The 17,183-nt window shown below is 67.1% G+C and carries 16 protein-coding genes; 10 read left to right on the top strand and 6 right to left on the bottom strand.

Going from position 1 to position 17,183, the window contains the following annotated elements; genetic code table 11:
* Positions 1–54 precede the first annotated feature (54 nt).
* Together BLW02_RS04695 and BLW02_RS04700 are read left to right on the top strand one after the other, a co-directional pair.
* Positions 55–831 (top strand): DUF72 domain-containing protein, encoded by a 777-nt coding sequence (locus BLW02_RS04695; protein ID WP_092697240.1) that lies wholly within the window; start codon positions 55–57, stop codon positions 829–831.
* A gap of 693 nt (positions 832–1,524) precedes the next feature.
* A complete protein-coding gene (locus BLW02_RS04700; protein ID WP_092697241.1) occupies positions 1,525–2,916 on the top strand; it encodes a homoserine dehydrogenase in 1,392 nt (463 codons plus the stop codon).
* A gap of 140 nt (positions 2,917–3,056) precedes the next feature.
* Here the strand turns inward: BLW02_RS04700 and BLW02_RS04705 are convergent, their stop codons facing one another.
* Positions 3,057–3,374, bottom strand: coding sequence for a hypothetical protein (locus BLW02_RS04705; protein ID WP_092697242.1), 318 nt, complete (start codon positions 3,372–3,374; stop codon positions 3,057–3,059).
* A gap of 187 nt (positions 3,375–3,561) precedes the next feature.
* On the opposite strand from BLW02_RS04705, the gene dinG reads away from it, so the two are divergent.
* The 6 genes from dinG to BLW02_RS04735 all read left to right on the top strand — a co-directional run bounded on the left by dinG (position 3,562) and on the right by BLW02_RS04735 (position 9,229).
* On the top strand, positions 3,562–5,736 hold the full coding sequence (dinG, locus tag BLW02_RS04710; protein ID WP_092697243.1) for an ATP-dependent DNA helicase DinG: 2,175 nt from the start codon (positions 3,562–3,564) through the stop codon (positions 5,734–5,736).
* A gap of 50 nt (positions 5,737–5,786) precedes the next feature.
* Positions 5,787–6,146, top strand: coding sequence for a zinc ribbon domain-containing protein YjdM (locus BLW02_RS04715; protein WP_092697244.1), 360 nt, complete (start codon positions 5,787–5,789; stop codon positions 6,144–6,146).
* A 103-nt stretch (positions 6,147–6,249) separates the two neighbouring features.
* Complete coding sequence (locus BLW02_RS04720) at positions 6,250–7,092, top strand: DMT family transporter (RefSeq protein ID WP_092697245.1); 843 nt, start codon at positions 6,250–6,252, stop codon at positions 7,090–7,092.
* A gap of 92 nt (positions 7,093–7,184) precedes the next feature.
* Positions 7,185–7,799 (top strand): 3'-5' exonuclease, encoded by a 615-nt coding sequence (locus BLW02_RS04725; RefSeq protein ID WP_092697246.1) that lies wholly within the window; start codon positions 7,185–7,187, stop codon positions 7,797–7,799.
* A 142-nt stretch (positions 7,800–7,941) separates the two neighbouring features.
* Positions 7,942–8,523 carry an NnrU family protein gene (locus tag BLW02_RS04730; protein WP_092697247.1) on the top strand — a complete coding sequence of 194 codons (582 nt, stop codon included), beginning with the start codon at positions 7,942–7,944 and terminating at the stop codon, positions 8,521–8,523.
* Positions 8,524–8,725: 202 nt separating this feature from the next.
* Positions 8,726–9,229, top strand: a complete 504-nt coding sequence (locus tag BLW02_RS04735; protein WP_092697396.1) for a C40 family peptidase — start codon at positions 8,726–8,728, stop codon at positions 9,227–9,229.
* A gap of 37 nt (positions 9,230–9,266) precedes the next feature.
* On the opposite strand, the gene BLW02_RS04740 is transcribed toward BLW02_RS04735, so the two are convergent.
* Genes BLW02_RS04740 through BLW02_RS04760 form a run of 5 tightly spaced genes read right to left on the bottom strand, consistent with a single transcriptional unit; the run spans position 9,267 to position 14,931 of the window.
* Positions 9,267–10,715: an aldehyde dehydrogenase family protein gene (locus tag BLW02_RS04740; protein ID WP_092697397.1), complete on the bottom strand. Its 1,449-nt coding sequence runs from the start codon at positions 10,713–10,715 to the stop codon at positions 9,267–9,269.
* A 10-nt stretch (positions 10,716–10,725) separates the two neighbouring features.
* Positions 10,726–11,655, bottom strand: coding sequence for a dihydrodipicolinate synthase family protein (locus BLW02_RS04745; protein WP_092697248.1), 930 nt, complete (start codon positions 11,653–11,655; stop codon positions 10,726–10,728).
* Positions 11,656–11,663: 8 nt separating this feature from the next.
* A complete protein-coding gene (locus BLW02_RS04750; RefSeq protein WP_092697249.1) occupies positions 11,664–12,836 on the bottom strand; it encodes an L-rhamnonate dehydratase in 1,173 nt (390 codons plus the stop codon).
* A 53-nt stretch (positions 12,837–12,889) separates the two neighbouring features.
* Positions 12,890–13,948 carry a 4-hydroxythreonine-4-phosphate dehydrogenase PdxA gene (locus BLW02_RS04755; RefSeq protein ID WP_092697250.1) on the bottom strand — a complete coding sequence of 353 codons (1,059 nt, stop codon included), beginning with the start codon at positions 13,946–13,948 and terminating at the stop codon, positions 12,890–12,892.
* Positions 13,949–13,953: 5 nt separating this feature from the next.
* Positions 13,954–14,931: a Bug family tripartite tricarboxylate transporter substrate binding protein gene (locus tag BLW02_RS04760; protein ID WP_092697251.1), complete on the bottom strand. Its 978-nt coding sequence runs from the start codon at positions 14,929–14,931 to the stop codon at positions 13,954–13,956.
* A 107-nt stretch (positions 14,932–15,038) separates the two neighbouring features.
* On the opposite strand from BLW02_RS04760, the gene BLW02_RS04765 reads away from it, so the two are divergent.
* On the top strand, positions 15,039–15,980 hold the full coding sequence (locus tag BLW02_RS04765) for a LysR family transcriptional regulator (RefSeq protein WP_092697252.1): 942 nt from the start codon (positions 15,039–15,041) through the stop codon (positions 15,978–15,980).
* A gap of 34 nt (positions 15,981–16,014) precedes the next feature.
* On the top strand, positions 16,015–17,124 hold the full coding sequence (locus BLW02_RS04770; protein ID WP_092697253.1) for a 3-deoxy-7-phosphoheptulonate synthase: 1,110 nt from the start codon (positions 16,015–16,017) through the stop codon (positions 17,122–17,124).
* Positions 17,125–17,183 lie beyond the last annotated feature (59 nt).

A 17,183-nucleotide genomic window follows, 5' to 3' on the forward strand; every position in this document is an offset into this window, starting at 1 on the left:
GCGCCGGGGCCGCTGCTACCGTAGCCGCTTCGTGATTGCAGGACGGGCAACGCCATGAATGTCGGCACAAGCAGCACCCCGCGCATCCACATTGGCATCGGCGGCTGGACCTTCGAGCCGTGGCGCGGCAGCTTCTACCCGACCGGCCTCGCCCACAGCCAGGAGCTGCACTACGCCAGCCGCCAGCTCAGCGCCATCGAGGTCAACGGCACCTACTACAGCACTTTCAAGCCCCCCACCTTTGCCAAATGGCACGCCGAGACGCCTGAAGGGTTCACGTTTTCGCTCAAGGCCAACCGCTTCGCAACCCACCGGCGGGTTCTGGCGGATGCCGGCCCCTCGATCACCCGCTTCATTGAAAGCGGCATTACCGAACTCAAGGAAAAGCTCGGCCCCATCGTCTGGCAGTTCATGCCGACCAAGGCCTTCGAGCCGGCGGATTTCGAGGCCTTTCTCGCCCAGTTGCCCAGCGAAGTGGACGGCCGCCGCCTGCGCCATGCGCTGGACGTGCGGCACGAGAGCTTTGCCACGGCGGACTTCCTTTCGCTGGCCCGCCGCTACGGTTGCACGCCGGTGTGCACGGATTCCGAGAAATTCCCTGCCATTGCAGACGGCGCGGCCGACTTTGCCTATCTGCGGCTGATGCGCGGCCAGGCCGAGGTGCCCACGGGCTACACGCCCGAGGCCATCGCCCGCTGGGCCGAGGGCGTGCGCGCCTGGACCAGCGGCGAGCGGCCGCGCGATGTGTTCGTGTACCTTATCAACGGCGCCAAGGAACGCGCGCCAGCGGGCGCCCTGGCGCTGATGGCGCAGCTGGGCTTGCGGGCCTAGCCCCCGCGGCCACCGCAGATGGCGCGGGCACGCCCCAGCCGGCACGGTGGGGGCCCATCCCGTCCACCTGCCGCAACCTCCACATCCGCATGGGCCGAGCCCGCCCCCAACCAAGCCGCACCGTGGCACGGGTTCAACGGGTGCGGACGGAATGGAGGCCGACCACCCGACCCCGCGCAATGAACGGCATCGGCACCTCTCGACCTTGGGCACCGGGCCCGTGGCCTATGACAGCCAAAAATGAACGAAATGGCGTTGATGCGCTTATCCTGCTTGCGCATTTCGCTACATATTCAATAGCACACAAACCCTGCCGGCCGCTCGCTCGCGCGCACCGCTGATGCGTCCGCGCGCCACCACGCAACCCCTGCCACGGGCGCAGGGTGGACCGGCGGCCAAAGGCGTCCGTTACACTGGTCCTCTTCATGCCGTACACCCTCCCTTCTTTCGCCGCTTGCGCCCCTGCCTTCCAGGCCATGGGCATGGTGCGGCCCGCGTTCACGCGGGCGGCACGTGCGACACGGGCGATGGGTGCACGAATGATGATCTCCATTACCACCGCGGCCACCTGAGCACGCGCAGGTGGCCGTTCCGGCAGCCACCTGGTGATCGCTCTCTTCTCCCCAAGACGAATGAATGAAACCCAGCTCTGGCAGCTGGGTTTTTTGTTTGTCTGATTGTCCGGAGAAGTCCATGTACCTCGATCCCCAGTCCCTGGCGCCCTCGTCCAGCCCCGCCACCCCGGCCCCGCGCCCCCTGCGCGTGGGCATGATCGGCATCGGCACGGTGGGGGCGGGCACCTTCCGCGTGCTGGCCCGCAACCAGGCGGAGATTGCAGCCCGGGCAGGGCGCGGCATTGAGGTGGTGGTGGTCTGCGCCCGCAACCTGGCCCGCGCCGTGGACGTGGTGGGCACCGGCGTCGCCCTGACCAACGACCCGTTGCTGGTGGCCACCCACCCCGACGTGGACGTGGTGGTCGAGGTGGCGGGCGGCAGCGGCCCCGCGCGCGACTGGGTGCTGGCGGCCCTTCGCGCCGGCAGGCACGTGGTCACCGCCAACAAGGCGCTGCTGGCCGAGCACGGCACCGAGATCTTCGCGGCCGCCCGCCAGCACGGCGTGGTGGTCGCCTACGAGGCAGCGGTGGCCGGCAGCATCCCCATCATCAAGGCGCTGCGCGAGGGCCTCACCGCCAACCGCATCGAATGGCTGGCGGGCATCATCAACGGCACCACCAATTTCATCCTCTCGCGCATGGCGGATGCAGGCCTGGGCTTTGCCGAGGCGCTAGCGCAAGCGCAGGCCCTGGGCTATGCCGAGGCCGACCCCACCTTCGACATCGAAGGCATCGACGCGGCGCACAAGCTCACGCTGCTGGCAGCGCTGGCGCATGGCGTGCCACTGCAGTTGCACAAGGTGCATGTGGAGGGCATCACGCAGTTGCAGGCCATCGACATGGTGTGCGCCGAACGCCTGGGCTATCGCATCAAGCTGCTGGGCGTGGCGCGCCGCCGCGACGATGCGCTGGCGCAGGGCCTGGAGCTGCGCGTGCATCCGGCGCTGCTGCCCGCCACGCACCTGATGGCGCAGGTGAACGGCTCGATGAACGCCGTCATGGTGCAGGGTGACGCGGCGGGCTCCACGCTGTACTGCGGCGCCGGTGCCGGGTCGGAGCAAACCGCTTCGGCCGTGATTGCCGACCTGGTCGACGTGGCGCGGCTGGCCGGGGGCGCGCCCACGCAGCATGGCGTCCACGCCCAACCCATTGCGGCGGCACCCGCGCCCGCCGTGCTGCCCATGGCCGCCACGCGCACCCGGTATTACCTGCGCGTGCCCGTCGCCGATGCCGCGCAGGGCTGCGCCCAGGTCACGCAGGCGCTGGCCGATTGCGGGGTGCCGCTGCAGACGCTGCTGCAGCACCACGAGGGCCCCGGCGGCGTTGGCGACTTGCGGGCGGGCCAGCGGCATGTGGTCGTGCTGACGCAAGTGGCGCTGGAAGCCGATGTGGACCGCGCCCTGGCCCGCGTGGCCGGTGCCGCGGGCGTGCACGGTGCCGCCGTGCGGCTGCGGGTGGAGTTGCTCGCGTAGGGGGCACCGCTGCAGGGCCGCCGCTCTGCCGTGGCCGGACGCAAGGCTGCCGCGGGCGCGGCCACCGCTGCTGCCAGCATTCGGAGTAGTTTTATGCAGAATCAGCCGAATGTGCTTTCTGGATGTACGAAAGCAGCTATTTATTTAGTAGCATCCGACCGGATCGGCTTCTGCCCCACGCGGTGGGCACGCAGGCCCTGGTCGGTGTCTTCCAGGCCGCGCTGCAGGTCCTGGAAGCCCTGCTCCATCCGGGGCGAAGGAATGCCGCCGGTCATGGCGGCGGCCTCGTCCCGCTCGTGGGGCAGGCGGCCTTCGGGGGCGTCCAGGTCTTCGGGACCGTTGTTGTGCGCCTGGGGCGCGGGGTGCGTGGTGGTGTCGGTGCGGCGCTGCGTGCGCGCGGGCACGGGGGCGGACGGGGTGACGTCCGGGTCGGTATCGGTGGCGGGCGACTGGGCCATGGGGCCTCCTGCGGATAATGGGCGCTCCCGCGGTCCGCGAAATGCGGTGTGCAGGTGCGCCGCGAATGAACAAGGCAGCGCCCATGCTAGAGCGGCGGCGCTGAGGCCCATGTAGGCCAGGGCGCATACCCGGCGCAGGGCCTGGACACCATGTCCATGCCACACTGCCGGTCTCACACAGGTGGTTATGTCTTCTACAGAATGGGCCCAGGCGGCCCTGCAGTCGTTTGATGCGGTGGTGCAGGCCACCGAAGGTTTCCGCAGCCGCCCCGGCCAGCGGCTGATGGCCGAGCAGGTGGCGCGCACCTTCAGCGGCGCCACGCTGGGCAAGGTGGATGAAGAAAGTGGCGAAGCCGCGCCCACGCGCTCCATTGCCGTGATCCAGGCGGGCACGGGCGTGGGCAAGTCGCTGGCGTATTGCGCGCCCGCGATTGCGCTGGCGCTCGCGCGCGGCACACGGGTGTTGATCTCTACGGCCACGGTGGCGCTGCAGGAGCAGCTGGTCAACAAGGACCTGCCCGCACTGGCCGCGCGCATGCCCCAGCCCTTCAAGTTTGCGCTGGCCAAGGGGCGCGGGCGGTACGTGTGCAAGCTCAAGCTCGACCGCCTGGCGGGCACCGGCGAGGCCGAGGAAGAGGCCGACGACGACCTTTTTGCCGAAGAAGAAGCCGCCGCACGCGCCAAGCGCCCCCGGCATGAGACCGAGGCGCGCATCCAGTTCTATTCGACCATGGCGCAGACGCTGTCGAAGGGCGCCTGGGATGGCGACCGCGACAGCCTGGACACGCCGCCCGAGCCCGAGGTGTGGAGCCCCGTGGCAGCCGAAGGTGCATCGTGCACCGGCAAGCACTGCCCGGCCTTCAGCCAGTGCACCTATTACGACAAGCGCAAGGAGCTGGTGGGCGCGCAGGTGATCGTGGCCAACCATGATTTGCTGCTGTCGTCGCTGGGCGCGCGCGTGCTGCCCGAGCTGGACAACTGCCTCCTGGTGCTGGACGAAGCCCACCACCTGCCCGCCACGGCGCTCGACCAGTTTGCCTGCAGCATGGACCTGTCGCGCATCACCTGGATCGAGCGGCTATCGAGCCGGGGCCTGCGCATTGGTGCACTGCTGGAGGTGGAGGAAATTGCCGACATCCCCAAGCACGCGGCCCAGCTGCGGCAGACGCTGCAGGACCTGGCGCGCATCGTGATGGATGTGTATGGCGACAACCTCAAGAGCCAGAAGGACACCTGGGGCCCGGCCCGCGTGCGCGTGCCGCGCGGCGAGCTGCCCGAGCCGCTCATTGCCCCGCTGGGCCTGCTGGCCGCCAGTGCCGATGGCTTTCTGGAAGCCCTGCGCGCCATCAGCAAGGCCCTGCGCGCCGAGATGCGCGACAAGCCCGACGAGGCCAGGCGCCTGTCCACGCTGTACGCGCAAATCGGCATGCTGGCCCCGCGCCTCGAAGAGCTGCACGCCACGGCCCAGTTGCTGCTGCAGGACGCGCCCGAGGGCGCCGACCGCAGCTTCGTGCCCGCCGCCAAATGGTTCACACTGGAAGTGGATGGCGACTTCATCGTGGTCAAGGCGCATGCCAGCCCCATCCTGCCCGGTACCACGTTGCGCAACCACCTGTGGAGCGCTGTGCGCTGTGCAGTGCTGACATCGGCCACGCTCACCAGCTGCGGCAACTTCGATTTCTTCCTGCGCGAGGCGGGCCTGCACGGCGACGAGGCGGCCACCACGCTCGAAGTGCCCAGCCCCTTCAACTACGCCGCGCAGGGCACGCTGATTGCCGCCGAAACGCGCGCCGACCCCAAGAATGCCGCGCAGTTCACCGGCGAGATGGTCGATGCGCTGCTGCATGACATTGCCCGCGTGGAATACGGCGCGCTGGTGCTGTTCACATCGCGCGAGCAAATGCGCCAGGCCGTGGATGCGCTGCCGACCGCCATGCGCAACGTGGTGCTGGTGCAGAACGCGCTGCCGCGCACACAGCTGCTCAAGCGCCACCGCGAGCGCGTGGAAAACGGCGAGCCCTCGGTCATCTTCGGCATGCAGTCGTTTGGCGAGGGGCTGGACTTGCCGGGGCGGCTGTGCGAATCGGTGTTCATCACCAAGCTGCCCTTTGCTCCGCCCGACGACCCCGTGGGCGAGGCCCGCGCCGAGTGGCTGCGCGCCGTGGGCCGCGACCCCTTCAGCGAGCTGGTGGTGCCCGCCACCGCCATCCGCCTGGCGCAATGGGTGGGCCGCGCCATCCGCACCGAAGACGACCAGGCGCATGTGTATTGCTACGACAAGCGCCTGGTGCGCACCAGCTACGGCCAGCGCCTGCTCAAGGGCTTGCCGCCGTTTGCGCTAGAACAACGCGCACCGCTGTAGCCGCTGTAAAGTCGCCAGCCTTTTTCACCACAATAACCAGAAAGAACCCCATGCCCCACACCGTGCCCGCCTGCCCCCAATGTGGCCAGGAGAACACCTACCCCGACGGCAGCAACTACATGTGCCCCGACTGCGCGTTTGAATGGCCCCAGGTGGCAGACACCACCGACACGGATGCCGCCGATGCGGGCGACGGCGTGGTGCGCGACGCGAATGGCAACCCGCTGGCCGATGGCGACGCCGTGATCCTGGTGAAAGACCTCAAGGTCAAGGGCTCGTCGTCCACGCTCAAGAAAGGCACCAAGATCAAGAGCATCCGCCTGGTCGATGGCGCCGACGGCCACAACGTGGACTGCAAGACCGATCTGGGCAGCATGCTGCTGAAGTCGGAGTTCTTGAAGAAGGCATGAGCAGGCGTGAATACATCCGGTACCGCAGCGCGCCGGCATCGACAGAACGGGGGGCATGCGCGATGATGGGTCTTCGTGCGCTCACCCCAGGTGAACAGACACCATGTCCCCCACGCGCCTCGCCGCCCTGACCGTGCTGGCCATGCTCGCCTTTGCGGGCAACTCCTTGCTGTGCCGCGCGGCGCTGCAACACACGCCGATCGACGCGGCCACCTTCACCACGGTCCGCCTGGTCGCAGGGGCCGTCGCGCTGTGGCTGCTGGTGGCGCTGCGCCGCAAGCAGGCCTGGCGGGCCGGCAACTGGCTTTCTGCCGTGGCGCTGTTTGTGTATGCCGCAGGTTTTTCCTATGCCTACCTGAGCCTGCCGGCCGCCACCGGTGCGCTGCTGCTGTTTGGCGCCGTGCAGGCGACGATGATCGGCCATGCCTGGCTGAAAGGCGAACGCCTGGCACCTGCGCAGCTAGGGGGCATGGGGCTGGCCTTCGGCGGCCTGGCGGGCCTGCTCATGCCTGGCATGTCGGCGCCCCCGATGGCCGGTGCCGCGCTGATGCTGGCGGCGGGGGCGGCCTGGGGCATCTACTCGCTGCGCGGCCGGGGCGGGGGCAACCCCATCGAGATCACCGCAGGCAACTTCTTGCGCGCGGCGCCCATGGCGCTGCTTTTGAGCGCCGTGGCATGGGAGCACGCCGCCTGGAGCAGCGCAGGCCTGGGCTATGCCGCCGCATCGGGTGCGCTGGCCTCGGGCATGGGCTATGCGCTGTGGTACACGGCCCTTCCGGGGCTGCGCGCCACCCAGGCCGCCACGGTGCAGCTGAGCGTCCCCGTGCTGGCGGCGTTCGGTGCCGTGCTGCTGCTGGATGAAGCCGCAACGCTGCGGCTCGTGCTGGCCTCGGTGGCCATCCTGGGCGGGATCGCCCTGGTCATATGGAACAAGCGCAAACCCTGAAGGCCCGGGCCCGCAGCACCTTGCCACGCGCGGCGGCACAATCCTTCCGGCCCCCTGCGCTGCCCCGTTGTTTGCACATCCTCCGTTCTTCCATGCCCCCCATCGCCGTCATAGACTTTGAAACCACCGGCATCTCGCCCGGCCAGGGCGCACGCGCCACCGAGGTGGCCATCGTGCTGCTGGAGAACGGGCAGGTGGTGGACCGGTTCCAGAGCCTGATGAAAACCGGCGCATGGATTCCGCCATTCATCACCCAGCTGACCGGCATCACCAATGCCATGGTGGCTGCTGCGCCCGCTGCAGCCGGGGTGATGCAGGACGCCGCCCGCTTTGTGGGCGATGCGCCCATGGTGGCGCACAACGCGGCGTTCGACAGCAAGTTCTGGCAAGCCGAGCTGGCCCTGGCCGGGCTGCCCGCCCCGCAGCCGTTTGCGTGCACGGTGCTGCTGTCGCGGCGCCTGTACCCGCAGGCGCCCAGCCACAAGCTGGGCACGCTGGTGGACTATCACGGCCTGCCGCGCACGGGCCAGGCGCACCGGGCGCTGGCCGATGCCGAGATGGCCGCCGCGCTGCTGGCACGCATGCAGCACGACCTGCGCACGCGCTGGGGCGTGCCAGAGCCCGGCCATGCGCTGCTGATGGCGCTGCAGCGCTGCGCCCGGCCCGCGGTGGGCAAACTGCTGGCGCAGCACGGCGCCGGGGGCTGAACACCCGCATCGCAGGGTTACTCTGTTTTCGATAGCTGTTGGCGCTTATCCATCGGGCACTACGGGCCTTGTTTATCTCAAAATAGGCTTCGTCACCCTGCTTGTTCATAATCGCGCCACTTCTTCCACAGAAAGGCCGCATATGCCGTACCTGGTTCTCGGATTGGTGCTGTTCCTGTGCGTGCACTCGGTGCGCATCGTGGCCGATGGCTGGCGCACGCAGACGCTGGCGCGCATGGGCGAGCTGCCGTGGAAAGGTCTGTACTCGCTGGTGTCCGCCCTGGGCCTGGCGCTCATCGTCTGGGGCTATGGCCTGGCGCGGCAGCAGCCCGTGGTGCTGTGGGTGCCGCCGGTCGGCATGCGCCACGCCGCATCGCTGCTCACGCTCATCGCCTTCATCCTGCTGGCCGCCGCCTATGTACCGCGCAATGCCCTCAAGGCCCGGCTGCACCACCCCATGGTGCTGGGCGTGAAGGTGTGGGCGCTGGCGCATCTCCTGTCCAACGGCAACCTGGCCGACGTGCTGCTGTTTGGCAGCTTTTTGCTGTGGGCGGTTTTCGACTTTCGCGCGGCGCGCCAGCGCGACCGGGCGCAGGGCACGGTGGTTGCCCCCGGCACCGCTGCGGGCACGGGCACCACGCTACTGGTGGGTGCAGTGGCCTGGGCGGGTTTTGCTTTCTGGGCCCATGCACTGCTGATCGGCGTTTCGCCCCTGGGGCGGTAAGCAGCCTGCGGACCACCACCTCCCACCCTGAGGAGTTCTTCCATGCCCGGCAATATCGCAGCCATCGTGCTGATCCTGATTGCGGTGGGCGTGGGCCTGTGCTTCACACCCGCCCGGTTGAAGCCATAAGATGCTACTTGTTCAATAGCCTCCAGTGCTTTTCCGTCCAGCGGTCAAGGCCCTTTTTATGCCGATTTTTTCCATGCATAACCACACCAGACGGCAGGCCCTGCAGGGCCTGGCACTGGTCTGTGCCCTGCTGCTGGTCGGCTGCAGCACGGCTCCGTCGTCTTCATCATCGGCACTGCTGCGCAGCGCAGCGTCGCAGCTGTCGGATGACCAGGCGCACGACATCGCCATCCACGCGCTGGGCCTGGTGGGCACGCCCTACCGCTATGGCGGCAACACGCCCGATGCAGGTTTTGACTGCAGCGGTCTCATTGGCTACGTGTACCGCCACCGCGTGGGCACCGCGCCGCCGCGCACGGTGGCGCAGCTCAATGGCTGGGGCCAGCCAATTGCCAACGGCGATCTGCGCAGCGGCGACCTGGTGGTGTTTGGCGCAGGCCCTGCCCCCACACATGCCGGCATCTATGTGGGAGAAGGGCGTTTCGTGCACGCTCCATCCACGGGCGGCACGGTGCGGCTGGACCAGTTCAGCTCGGGGTACTGGGCGCGCCAGAAAACAGCATTTCGCAGACCCTGAAAACCGCCTCCGATTGCAACAGCCGCGCCACCTACGCTCAGGCCAAGGTGTACGCCGTCTTCACGCTGGTATAGAACTCCTGCGCATGGCGGCCCTGCTCGCGCGGGCCATAGCTGCTGCCCTTGCGGCCCCCAAAGGGCACGTGGTAGTCCACGCCGGCCGTGGGCAGATTGACCATCACCATGCCCGCCTGTGCATGGCGTTTGAAATGCGTGGCGTGCTTGAGGCTGGTGGTGGCAATGCCGGCCGACAGGCCGAACGGCGTGTCGTTGGCCACGGCCAAGGCTTCGTCGTAATCCCGCACGCGGATCACGCTGGCCACGGGGCCGAAAACTTCCTCGCGATTGATGCGCATGGCGGGGGTCGTGTCCACGAACAGCGTAGGGGCCATGAAGAAGCCCGCCTTGCCACTGTCCGTGTGGCAGGCCACGCGGTCGCCGCCGGCGGCCACAACGGCACCTTCATGCCTGGCGATTTCCACATATGAAAGGTCCTGCTCCAGCTGCGCCTGGCTGACCACCGGGCCCATGTCGGTGCCGGTGGCGCGCGCATCGCCCACCTTGATGCGGGCCATGCGCTCCTGCAGGGCGGCTATGAAGGCCGGGTAGATCCTGTCGGTCACGATCAATCGGCTCGATGCCGTGCAGCGTTGACCGGTCGAATAAAAGCAGCTTTGCACGGACAGCTCCACCGCCTGCTGCAAATCGGCATCGTCCAGCACCACCTGCGGGTTTTTGCCGCCCATCTCCAGCTGCACCTTCTTGCCGGACTTCACGCAGGCCTCGGCAATGCCACGGCCCACGCCCACCGAGCCGGTGAAGCTGATGGCCGCCACATCGGCGTTCTGCACCAGGGCGCTGCCAATGACGCTGCCGCGCCCCATGACCAGGTTGAACACACCTGCTGGAATGCCGCTGCGATGGATGATCTCGGCCAGTGCCCAGGCGCTGCCAGGCACCAGGTCGGCGGGCTTCAGGACCACGCAGTTGCCGAAGGCCAGGGCCGGGGCGATCTTCCAGGCCGGAATCGCGATGGGGAAATTCCACGGCGTGATCAGGCCGACCACCCCGATGGGTTCGCGCGTGATCTCCACACCAATGCCGGGGCGCACAGAGGGCAGGGTCTCGCCGGCCAGGCGCAGGCATTCGCCGGCAAAGAACTTGAAGATCTGGCCGGCACGCGCCACCTCGCCAATGCCTTCGGGACGGGTCTTGCCTTCCTCGCGGGCCAGCAGGTCACCGAGTTCTTCCTTGCGTGCCAGGATCTCGTTGGCGATCTTGTCCAGCGCGTCGTGTCGTGCCTGGATGCCCGAGGTGCTCCAGGCCGGAAACGCCGCCACAGCGGCGGCAACGGCGGCGTTCACATCGCTGGCGTCACCCTGTGCGTACTCGCCCATCACATCGGACAGGTCGCTGGGGTTGATGTTGGAGGTAGTGCATGTGCCAGTGACCCATTGGCCGCCAATCAGGTTGTCATAGGTGGGCATGTTCATTCTTTCAGCGCGCCCAGCGCAGCACCAGCGGGTCCAGGCGGCGGGCAATATCGATCAGCTGGCAGCGCACCTCGAGGTGCAGCGGCGGCCAGGGGGCCCGCGGCGCTTCGCAGGCAATCACGCCGCCTTCCTGCATCAGCGCCTTGGCGGCCAGGAAGCCGGCCTGGCGGTTCTCGTGGTTGATCAGCGGCAGCCAGCGCTGGTACTCGACAAAGGCCTTGTCCTTGTCGCCCTTGCGGTGCGCCTCGATGATGGGGCGGATGCCATCGGCAAAGCCGCCGCCGGTCATGGCACCGGTGGCGCCGGCGTCCAGGTCGGCCAGCAGGGTGATGGCTTCCTCGCCGTCCCAGGGGCCTTCGATAGCCTCGCCGCCCAGCGCGATCAGCTCGCGCAGCTTGTTCGCGGCACCTGCAGTTTCCATCTTGAAATAGCTGACCTGCTCGATCTCCTGGGCCATGCGGGCCAGGAAGGCCGGAGACAACGGCGTCCCTGCGGCCGGCGCGTCCTGAACCATGATGGGGATGGTGATGGCATCGGAAACGCCCTGATAGAAGGCTTGGACCTGCGCCTCGCCAAAACGGAAGGTCGCGCCGTGGTAAGGCGGCATGACCATGACCATGGCCGCGCCCATGTCCTGCGCGCGGCGGCTGCGCTCGGCGCAGACGCGAGTAGCGGTATGCGTGGTGGTCACGATCACCGGCACGCGGCCCGCCACATGCTCCAGGCAGGTGCGCGTGAGGATCTCGCGTTCCTCGTCGGAGACGAGGAACTGCTCGGAGAAGTTGGCGAGGATGCACAGGCCATCGACGCCCGAGTCGATCATGAAGTCGAGGCAGCGCTTCTGGCTGGCCAGGTCCAGCGTGCCGTCTTCGTGGAAGGTGGTGGGCACGACCGGGAAGATGCCGCGGTAGCGCGGATTGGAGAGTCCGGGCATGGCAGTCCTCACTCAATGATGTTGAACTGGTCGAGGTACTCGGCCTTGAGCGTCAGGCCCAGGCCGGGCTTGTGGTCGTCGAGCTGCAGAAAGCCGTTGTCGGCGATCGGTTCGCCGTCGAAGATGTACCAGAACAGTTCGTTGCCGACTTCCACGTCGAAGATCGGGAAGTACTCGGCCATGGGCGAGGCCAGCGTGCTCATGGTCAGGTGGTAGTTGTGCATCTGGCCGGCATGGGGAATCACGGGCACCGAGTGGGCCTCGCACAGTGCGTTGATCTTGTGCGCGGCCGTAATGCCACCCACGCGGTTGGTGTCGTACTGCACCACGCTCACGGCCTTCTTGTCGAGCAGCTGCTTGAAGCCATAGAGACTGAATTCGTGCTCGCCACCCGAGATCGGGATGCTGGTGAGCCGGTTCAGCTCGGCATAGCCGTCGATGTCGTCGGCGATCACCGGTTCCTCCAGCCAGCGCGGTTCGAATTTTTCCAGCTTGGGCAGCATGCGCTTGGCGTACTCCAGGTTCCAGCCCATGTAGCACTCGAGCATCAGGTCATTGTCGTAGCCAATCACTTCGCGGACGGCCTCGACGGACTTGAGGTTTTCCTTCACGCCCACCTGCAGGTGGGCCGGGCCGTAGCCAAAGCGCATTTTGAAAGCCTTGAAGCCCTGGTCCTTGAACTTCTGCGCTTCCTCCTGCATGGCCTTGAGGTCGGTGCGGTAGAGCTTGCTGTAGTAGCAGGGGATCTTCTCCTTGGTGCGCCCGCCCAGGAGCTTGAACACCGGCTTGTTCACGCTCTTGCCCAGGATGTCCCAGATGGCCAGGTCCACCGCCGAGATGGCGGCCATGGTCACGCCCTTGCGGCCCCAGGCGTGGGTGGCGCGGTACATGCGCTGCCACAGGTACTCGTAGTCCCACGGGTCCTGGCCCACGACCAGGGGCGCGAGGTACTCGTCGATGATGGCCTTGGCGATGCGCGGCGCCAGGGCCACGTTGCCCAGGCCGACGATGCCGTCGTCGGTCTCGATCTCCACCACCGTCCAGGAGTGGAAGCGGAAGGTGCTCATGGACTCGGTCTTGGAATAGACCAGGTCCATGGCGTTGGAGCAGAAATTGCCTTGCGGCGGAACGGTCTTGCCCTTCCATTCGTAGACGCGGGCGCGGACGGACTTGATCTTCATACAGACCTCGGTGATTAAAAAAGAAAGAAAAGGCGGCCAGGGCCACCCGGGCGTCAGGCGGCAGTCGCAGCGGGTCCGGGGGTCACACCGTGGTGGGCTGCACCCATGCGGCAGGCAATCAGAAAAGCCTGCCAGGTGGCCTCGACGTTCGCCTTGCCATGCCCTGCGATGTCGTAGGCCGTGCCGTGGGCGGGCGTTGTGATGGGAATCGGCAGACCGCCCTGCACGGTGACGCCACGCGAGAAGCCCAGCAGCTTGATGGCGATCTGGCCTTGGTCGTGGTACATGGTCACGATGGCCTGGTACTCGCCGGCCTGAGCTTTCAAGAATATGGTGTCGGCCGGGAAGGGGCCGTGAAACGGTGCCTCACTGGGCCAGTCGCGCGCCTGCAGGGCGGCCACGGCGGGGCCGATGGTGTCAATCTCCTCGCGCCCGCAGGTGCCACCGTCGCCGTTGTGCGGGTTGAACCCGGCGATCGCCACCTTCGGCGCTGCCATGCCACTGGCGCGCAGGGCGTTGTAAATCAGCTCGGCCGCCTGCGCGATGCGCTCCTGGCTCAGGTAGCTGGCCACATCCCTGAGCGGCACATGCGACGAGATGCGCGAGGTCCACAGATTGCCCAGCGTGTTGAACTCGCAGAAGTAGCCGGTCACGCCCAGGTATTCGGCAAAATGGTGCAGTTCGTCCTCGTGGCGCAGGCCACCCATCTTCATGGCCTGCTTGTTCAGGGGCGCAAAGCAGATCGCGTCGATATCGCCAGCCAGGGCGGCATCCATGCACTGGTTGAGTATCTGCAGCACCGAGCGGCCGCCCGCCACGCCAACCTGGCCCCACACCACATCGGAGGAGGCAAGGGTGTCGACCGCCACAAAGGCAGGCAGCTGCGAGTCGGCACGAGCCCGTGCCGCAGCCAGGTTGGCAAGCGTGGTGGTCGCTACCTGCACGCCGGCGATGCGCTGGCCTTGTTCCCACAGCCAGGGATCGCCGATGAGCACCAGATTGGCCTGCTGGGCGGCCTCTGGCTTGGCCAGCAGGCGCGCGATGAGTTCGGCGCCGATGCCGGAAGGGTCGCCCAGGGTCAGGGCGACGACGGGAAGGGTGGACGCGGGCATGAATCTCAGTCGATCTTGATGTTGTTCTTACGGATGATGTCGCCGAAGCGCTTGTACTCAGCGTTGTGGAAGCTGATGAAATCGGCCTGCGCCATGGGTGCGAGCTCGGCGCCCACGGCCTCCAGACGCGTCCGTGTCTCGGGCATGGCCAGTACCTTGTTGACCTCGTCATGTACGCGCTGCTGCACCGCCTTGGATGTTGCGGATGGCATGTAGACGCCATACCAGGCGCTCGCCTGCACGCCAGACAGGCCGGCCTCTGCCATGGTGGGAACGCCCGGCAGCTGCGCATTGCGCTGTGGTGTGGTGACGGCCAAGGCGCGCAGCTTGCCGTTCTTGATCTGCCCAATGACCGATGGCATGGTGTCAAAGCTCATCTGCACCTGCCCCCCCACCAGATCGACCAGCGCAGCCGAACTGCCCTTGTAGGGCACATGCGTGATGTCGATACCAGCCGCGTCCTTGAACATTTCGGCGGCGATGTGCTGGGTGCTTCCCGTACCGCTGCTGGAGTAGTTGATCCTGCCTGGCTCCTTCTTCGCCAGGGCCACCAGTTCCTTGACCGATTGCACGGGCAAGCCATTGCCCACCACCAGCACGTTGGGCACGGAGCCCACGAAGGCCACGGGCACCAGATCCTTGTTGTTGTCGTAGTTCAGCTTGAGCAGGTGTGGCGCAATGGCATGGGCCGTGACCACGCCCATGACCATGGTGTGCCCATCGGTGGACTTGGCGGTGACGTCGGCCGCCAGCGTATTGGAAACACCGGGGCGGTTTTCCACCACCACGGGCTGCTTGAGCAGCGGCGCCAGGCGGTCGGCCACGGCACGCGCCATGGCATCCGTGCCGCCACCGGGAGCGGAACCCACCAGAAGGCGCACCGGCTTGGCCGGCCAGTCGGCCCCGTTGCCGTTTTGCGCCATGGCGCTCCATGGCAGCAGTGCCACCAGCGCCACCGCAGCGGCCATTTTTCGTCTTTGCATGCTTGTCTCCTGTGGATATCGTCAAATGCAGGTACCCATCGTAGGCAGGCTATTGATTGCCGTAAACTGAAAATTCTTGATCTATCAATAACCTAAAGTAATCATTCATGGGCTCCATCGACCGGCAGGAAAGCACACCGCAGCTGCTCAACCGGCTGCGCATGCGGCAGATTGCGCTGATCCTCGCCATCGACGCACAACGCACGCTGCGCGGCGCGGCAGCGCAGCTCGGCCTGACACAACCGGCAGCCACCAAGATGCTGCACGAGCTGGAAGACGCGCTGGGCCTGCCGCTGTTCGAGCGAGTGGGCCGCGGCCTGCAACTCAACGCCGCAGGCGAACGCGTGACGGATTACTTTCGCAACATCCGCGGCAGCATGGAAGCGTTGAACCGCGAACTCGGCGAACTGCGGCTGGGCAGCGCCGGGCGCCTGGCGGTCGGCAGCATCATGGCCGCATCACCCGGTCGCCTGACCGAGGCGCTGCTGGAACTCAAGACGCAGTTTCCGCTGCTCGCGATCGAGGTGGCAGTGGACACCAGCGACCTGCTGCTGGAGCAGTTGCGCGAGGGCGTGCTGGAGGTCGTGGTCGGACGCCAGGCTGGCCAGCTTGACGGCGGCTACGACTTTCGCCCGATCGACGACGAAGGGCTGTCCGTCGTGGTGGGAAACGAGCACCCGCTGACACGCAAGCGCCAGGTCACATTCGCGGCGCTACAAGATTACGCCTGGGTGCTGCAGCCGCCTGGCAGCCCCATGCGCGAATTGATCGAGCAGGAATTCCGCGACCACCAGCGGCCGCTGCCGCGCGGGCTGGTCGAGACCGGCTCCATCCTCACCACCATCAACCTGATCCGGCGCTCCACACTGGTCGCCGTGATCCCCGAGACCGTGGCACGCCTGAACGCGGCACACGGCCTGCTACGCGTGCTGCCGTATCGACTGCACCGCACCCTCGATGCCTATGGCAGCCTGGTGCGCAACGACCGGCCGTTGAGCAGGCCGGCCGAGCAGTTTCTGGCATTGCTGCACCGCGCGGCACCGGCCTGATTCGCGGGCTTCTGCCGCGCGACAATCGCAGGCTATGACCCACCACGCATACCCCGACACGTTCTTGCCCTCAACCCACGACACCACGCGCATCGACGATCTGCGCATCAAGGCCGTGCGCCCGCTCATCACGCCGGCCCTGCTGCAGGAATGGCTGCCCACGCCCGATGCCGCGCAATCCCTGGTGGAAAGCAGCCGCGCCGCCATCTCGCGCGTGCTGCAGGGGCAGGACGACCGGCTGGTCGTGGTGGTGGGGCCCTGCTCCATCCATGACCATGGCCAGGCCATGGAATACGCGCACGCGCTCAAGGCCCAGGCCGATGCCCTTGGCAACGACCTGATCGTGGTGATGCGCGTCTATTTTGAAAAACCGCGCACCACCGTGGGCTGGAAAGGCTACATCAACGACCCGCACCTCGATGGCAGCTTTGCCATCAACGAAGGGCTGGAGCTGGCGCGCCAGCTGCTGCTGGATGTGCTGGCCGTGGGTCTGCCGGTGGGCACCGAATTTTTGGATCTGCTCAGCCCGCAGTTCATCAGCGACCTGGTGAGCTGGGGCGCGATTGGCGCGCGCACCACCGAGAGCCAGAGCCACCGGCAGCTGGCCAGCGGCCTGTCGTGCCCCGTGGGCTTCAAGAACGGCACCGACGGAGGCGTGAAGGTGGCCAGCGATGCCATCCAGGCCGCGCAGGCGCCGCACGCCTTCATGGGCATGACCAAGATGGGCCAGGCCGCCATTTTTGAAACGCGCGGCAACCACGACTGCCACGTCATCCTGCGCGGCGGCAAGCAGCCCAACTATCAAAAGGCCGATGTGGACGCCGCCTGCGCCCTGCTCAAGGCGGCGGGCCTGCGCGAGCAGGTGATGATCGACGTGAGCCACGCCAACAGCAGCAAGCAGCACCAGCGCCAGATCACCGTGGCCGCCGAGGTGGCCCAGCAGATCGCCGCCGGCGATGCACGCATCACGGGCCTGATGATCGAAAGCCACCTGCAAGAGGGCCGCCAGGACATCGTGCCCGGCCAGCCGCTGCAGCATGGGGTTTCGGTGACCGACGCCTGCATCAGCCTGGCGCAGACCGTGCCGGTGCTCGAAGGCCTGGCCGCCGCGGTGCGGGCACGGCGCCAGAAAAACGCCGCATAGCCGGTGCCCGGGCGGGGCGCCGGAAAACAGCCCCGCGGCGTAGAGCCAACATTTAGTTG

This window comes from Acidovorax soli, assembly GCF_900107605.1.
Classification (GTDB): domain Bacteria; phylum Pseudomonadota; class Gammaproteobacteria; order Burkholderiales; family Burkholderiaceae_C; genus Acidovorax; species Acidovorax soli.

Bases quoted from the DNA above. Each gene is read 5' to 3' on its own strand.
- BLW02_RS04695 (WP_092697240.1), top strand. From the start codon at position 55: ATGAATGTCGGCACAAGCAGCACCCCGCGCATCCACATTGGCATCGGC.
- BLW02_RS04700 (WP_092697241.1), top strand. From the start codon at position 1,525: ATGTACCTCGATCCCCAGTCCCTGGCGCCCTCGTCCAGCCCCGCCACC.
- BLW02_RS04705 (WP_092697242.1), bottom strand. From the start codon at position 3,374: ATGGCCCAGTCGCCCGCCACCGATACCGACCCGGACGTCACCCCGTCC.
- dinG (WP_092697243.1), top strand. From the start codon at position 3,562: ATGTCTTCTACAGAATGGGCCCAGGCGGCCCTGCAGTCGTTTGATGCG.
- BLW02_RS04715 (WP_092697244.1), top strand. From the start codon at position 5,787: ATGCCCCACACCGTGCCCGCCTGCCCCCAATGTGGCCAGGAGAACACC.
- BLW02_RS04720 (WP_092697245.1), top strand. From the start codon at position 6,250: ATGTCCCCCACGCGCCTCGCCGCCCTGACCGTGCTGGCCATGCTCGCC.
- BLW02_RS04725 (WP_092697246.1), top strand. From the start codon at position 7,185: ATGCCCCCCATCGCCGTCATAGACTTTGAAACCACCGGCATCTCGCCC.
- BLW02_RS04730 (WP_092697247.1), top strand. From the start codon at position 7,942: ATGCCGTACCTGGTTCTCGGATTGGTGCTGTTCCTGTGCGTGCACTCG.
- BLW02_RS04735 (WP_092697396.1), top strand. From the start codon at position 8,726: ATGCATAACCACACCAGACGGCAGGCCCTGCAGGGCCTGGCACTGGTC.
- BLW02_RS04740 (WP_092697397.1), bottom strand. From the start codon at position 10,715: ATGCCCACCTATGACAACCTGATTGGCGGCCAATGGGTCACTGGCACA.
- BLW02_RS04745 (WP_092697248.1), bottom strand. From the start codon at position 11,655: ATGCCCGGACTCTCCAATCCGCGCTACCGCGGCATCTTCCCGGTCGTG.
- BLW02_RS04750 (WP_092697249.1), bottom strand. From the start codon at position 12,836: ATGAAGATCAAGTCCGTCCGCGCCCGCGTCTACGAATGGAAGGGCAAG.
- BLW02_RS04755 (WP_092697250.1), bottom strand. From the start codon at position 13,948: ATGCCCGCGTCCACCCTTCCCGTCGTCGCCCTGACCCTGGGCGACCCT.
- BLW02_RS04760 (WP_092697251.1), bottom strand. From the start codon at position 14,931: ATGCAAAGACGAAAAATGGCCGCTGCGGTGGCGCTGGTGGCACTGCTG.
- BLW02_RS04765 (WP_092697252.1), top strand. From the start codon at position 15,039: ATGGGCTCCATCGACCGGCAGGAAAGCACACCGCAGCTGCTCAACCGG.
- BLW02_RS04770 (WP_092697253.1), top strand. From the start codon at position 16,015: ATGACCCACCACGCATACCCCGACACGTTCTTGCCCTCAACCCACGAC.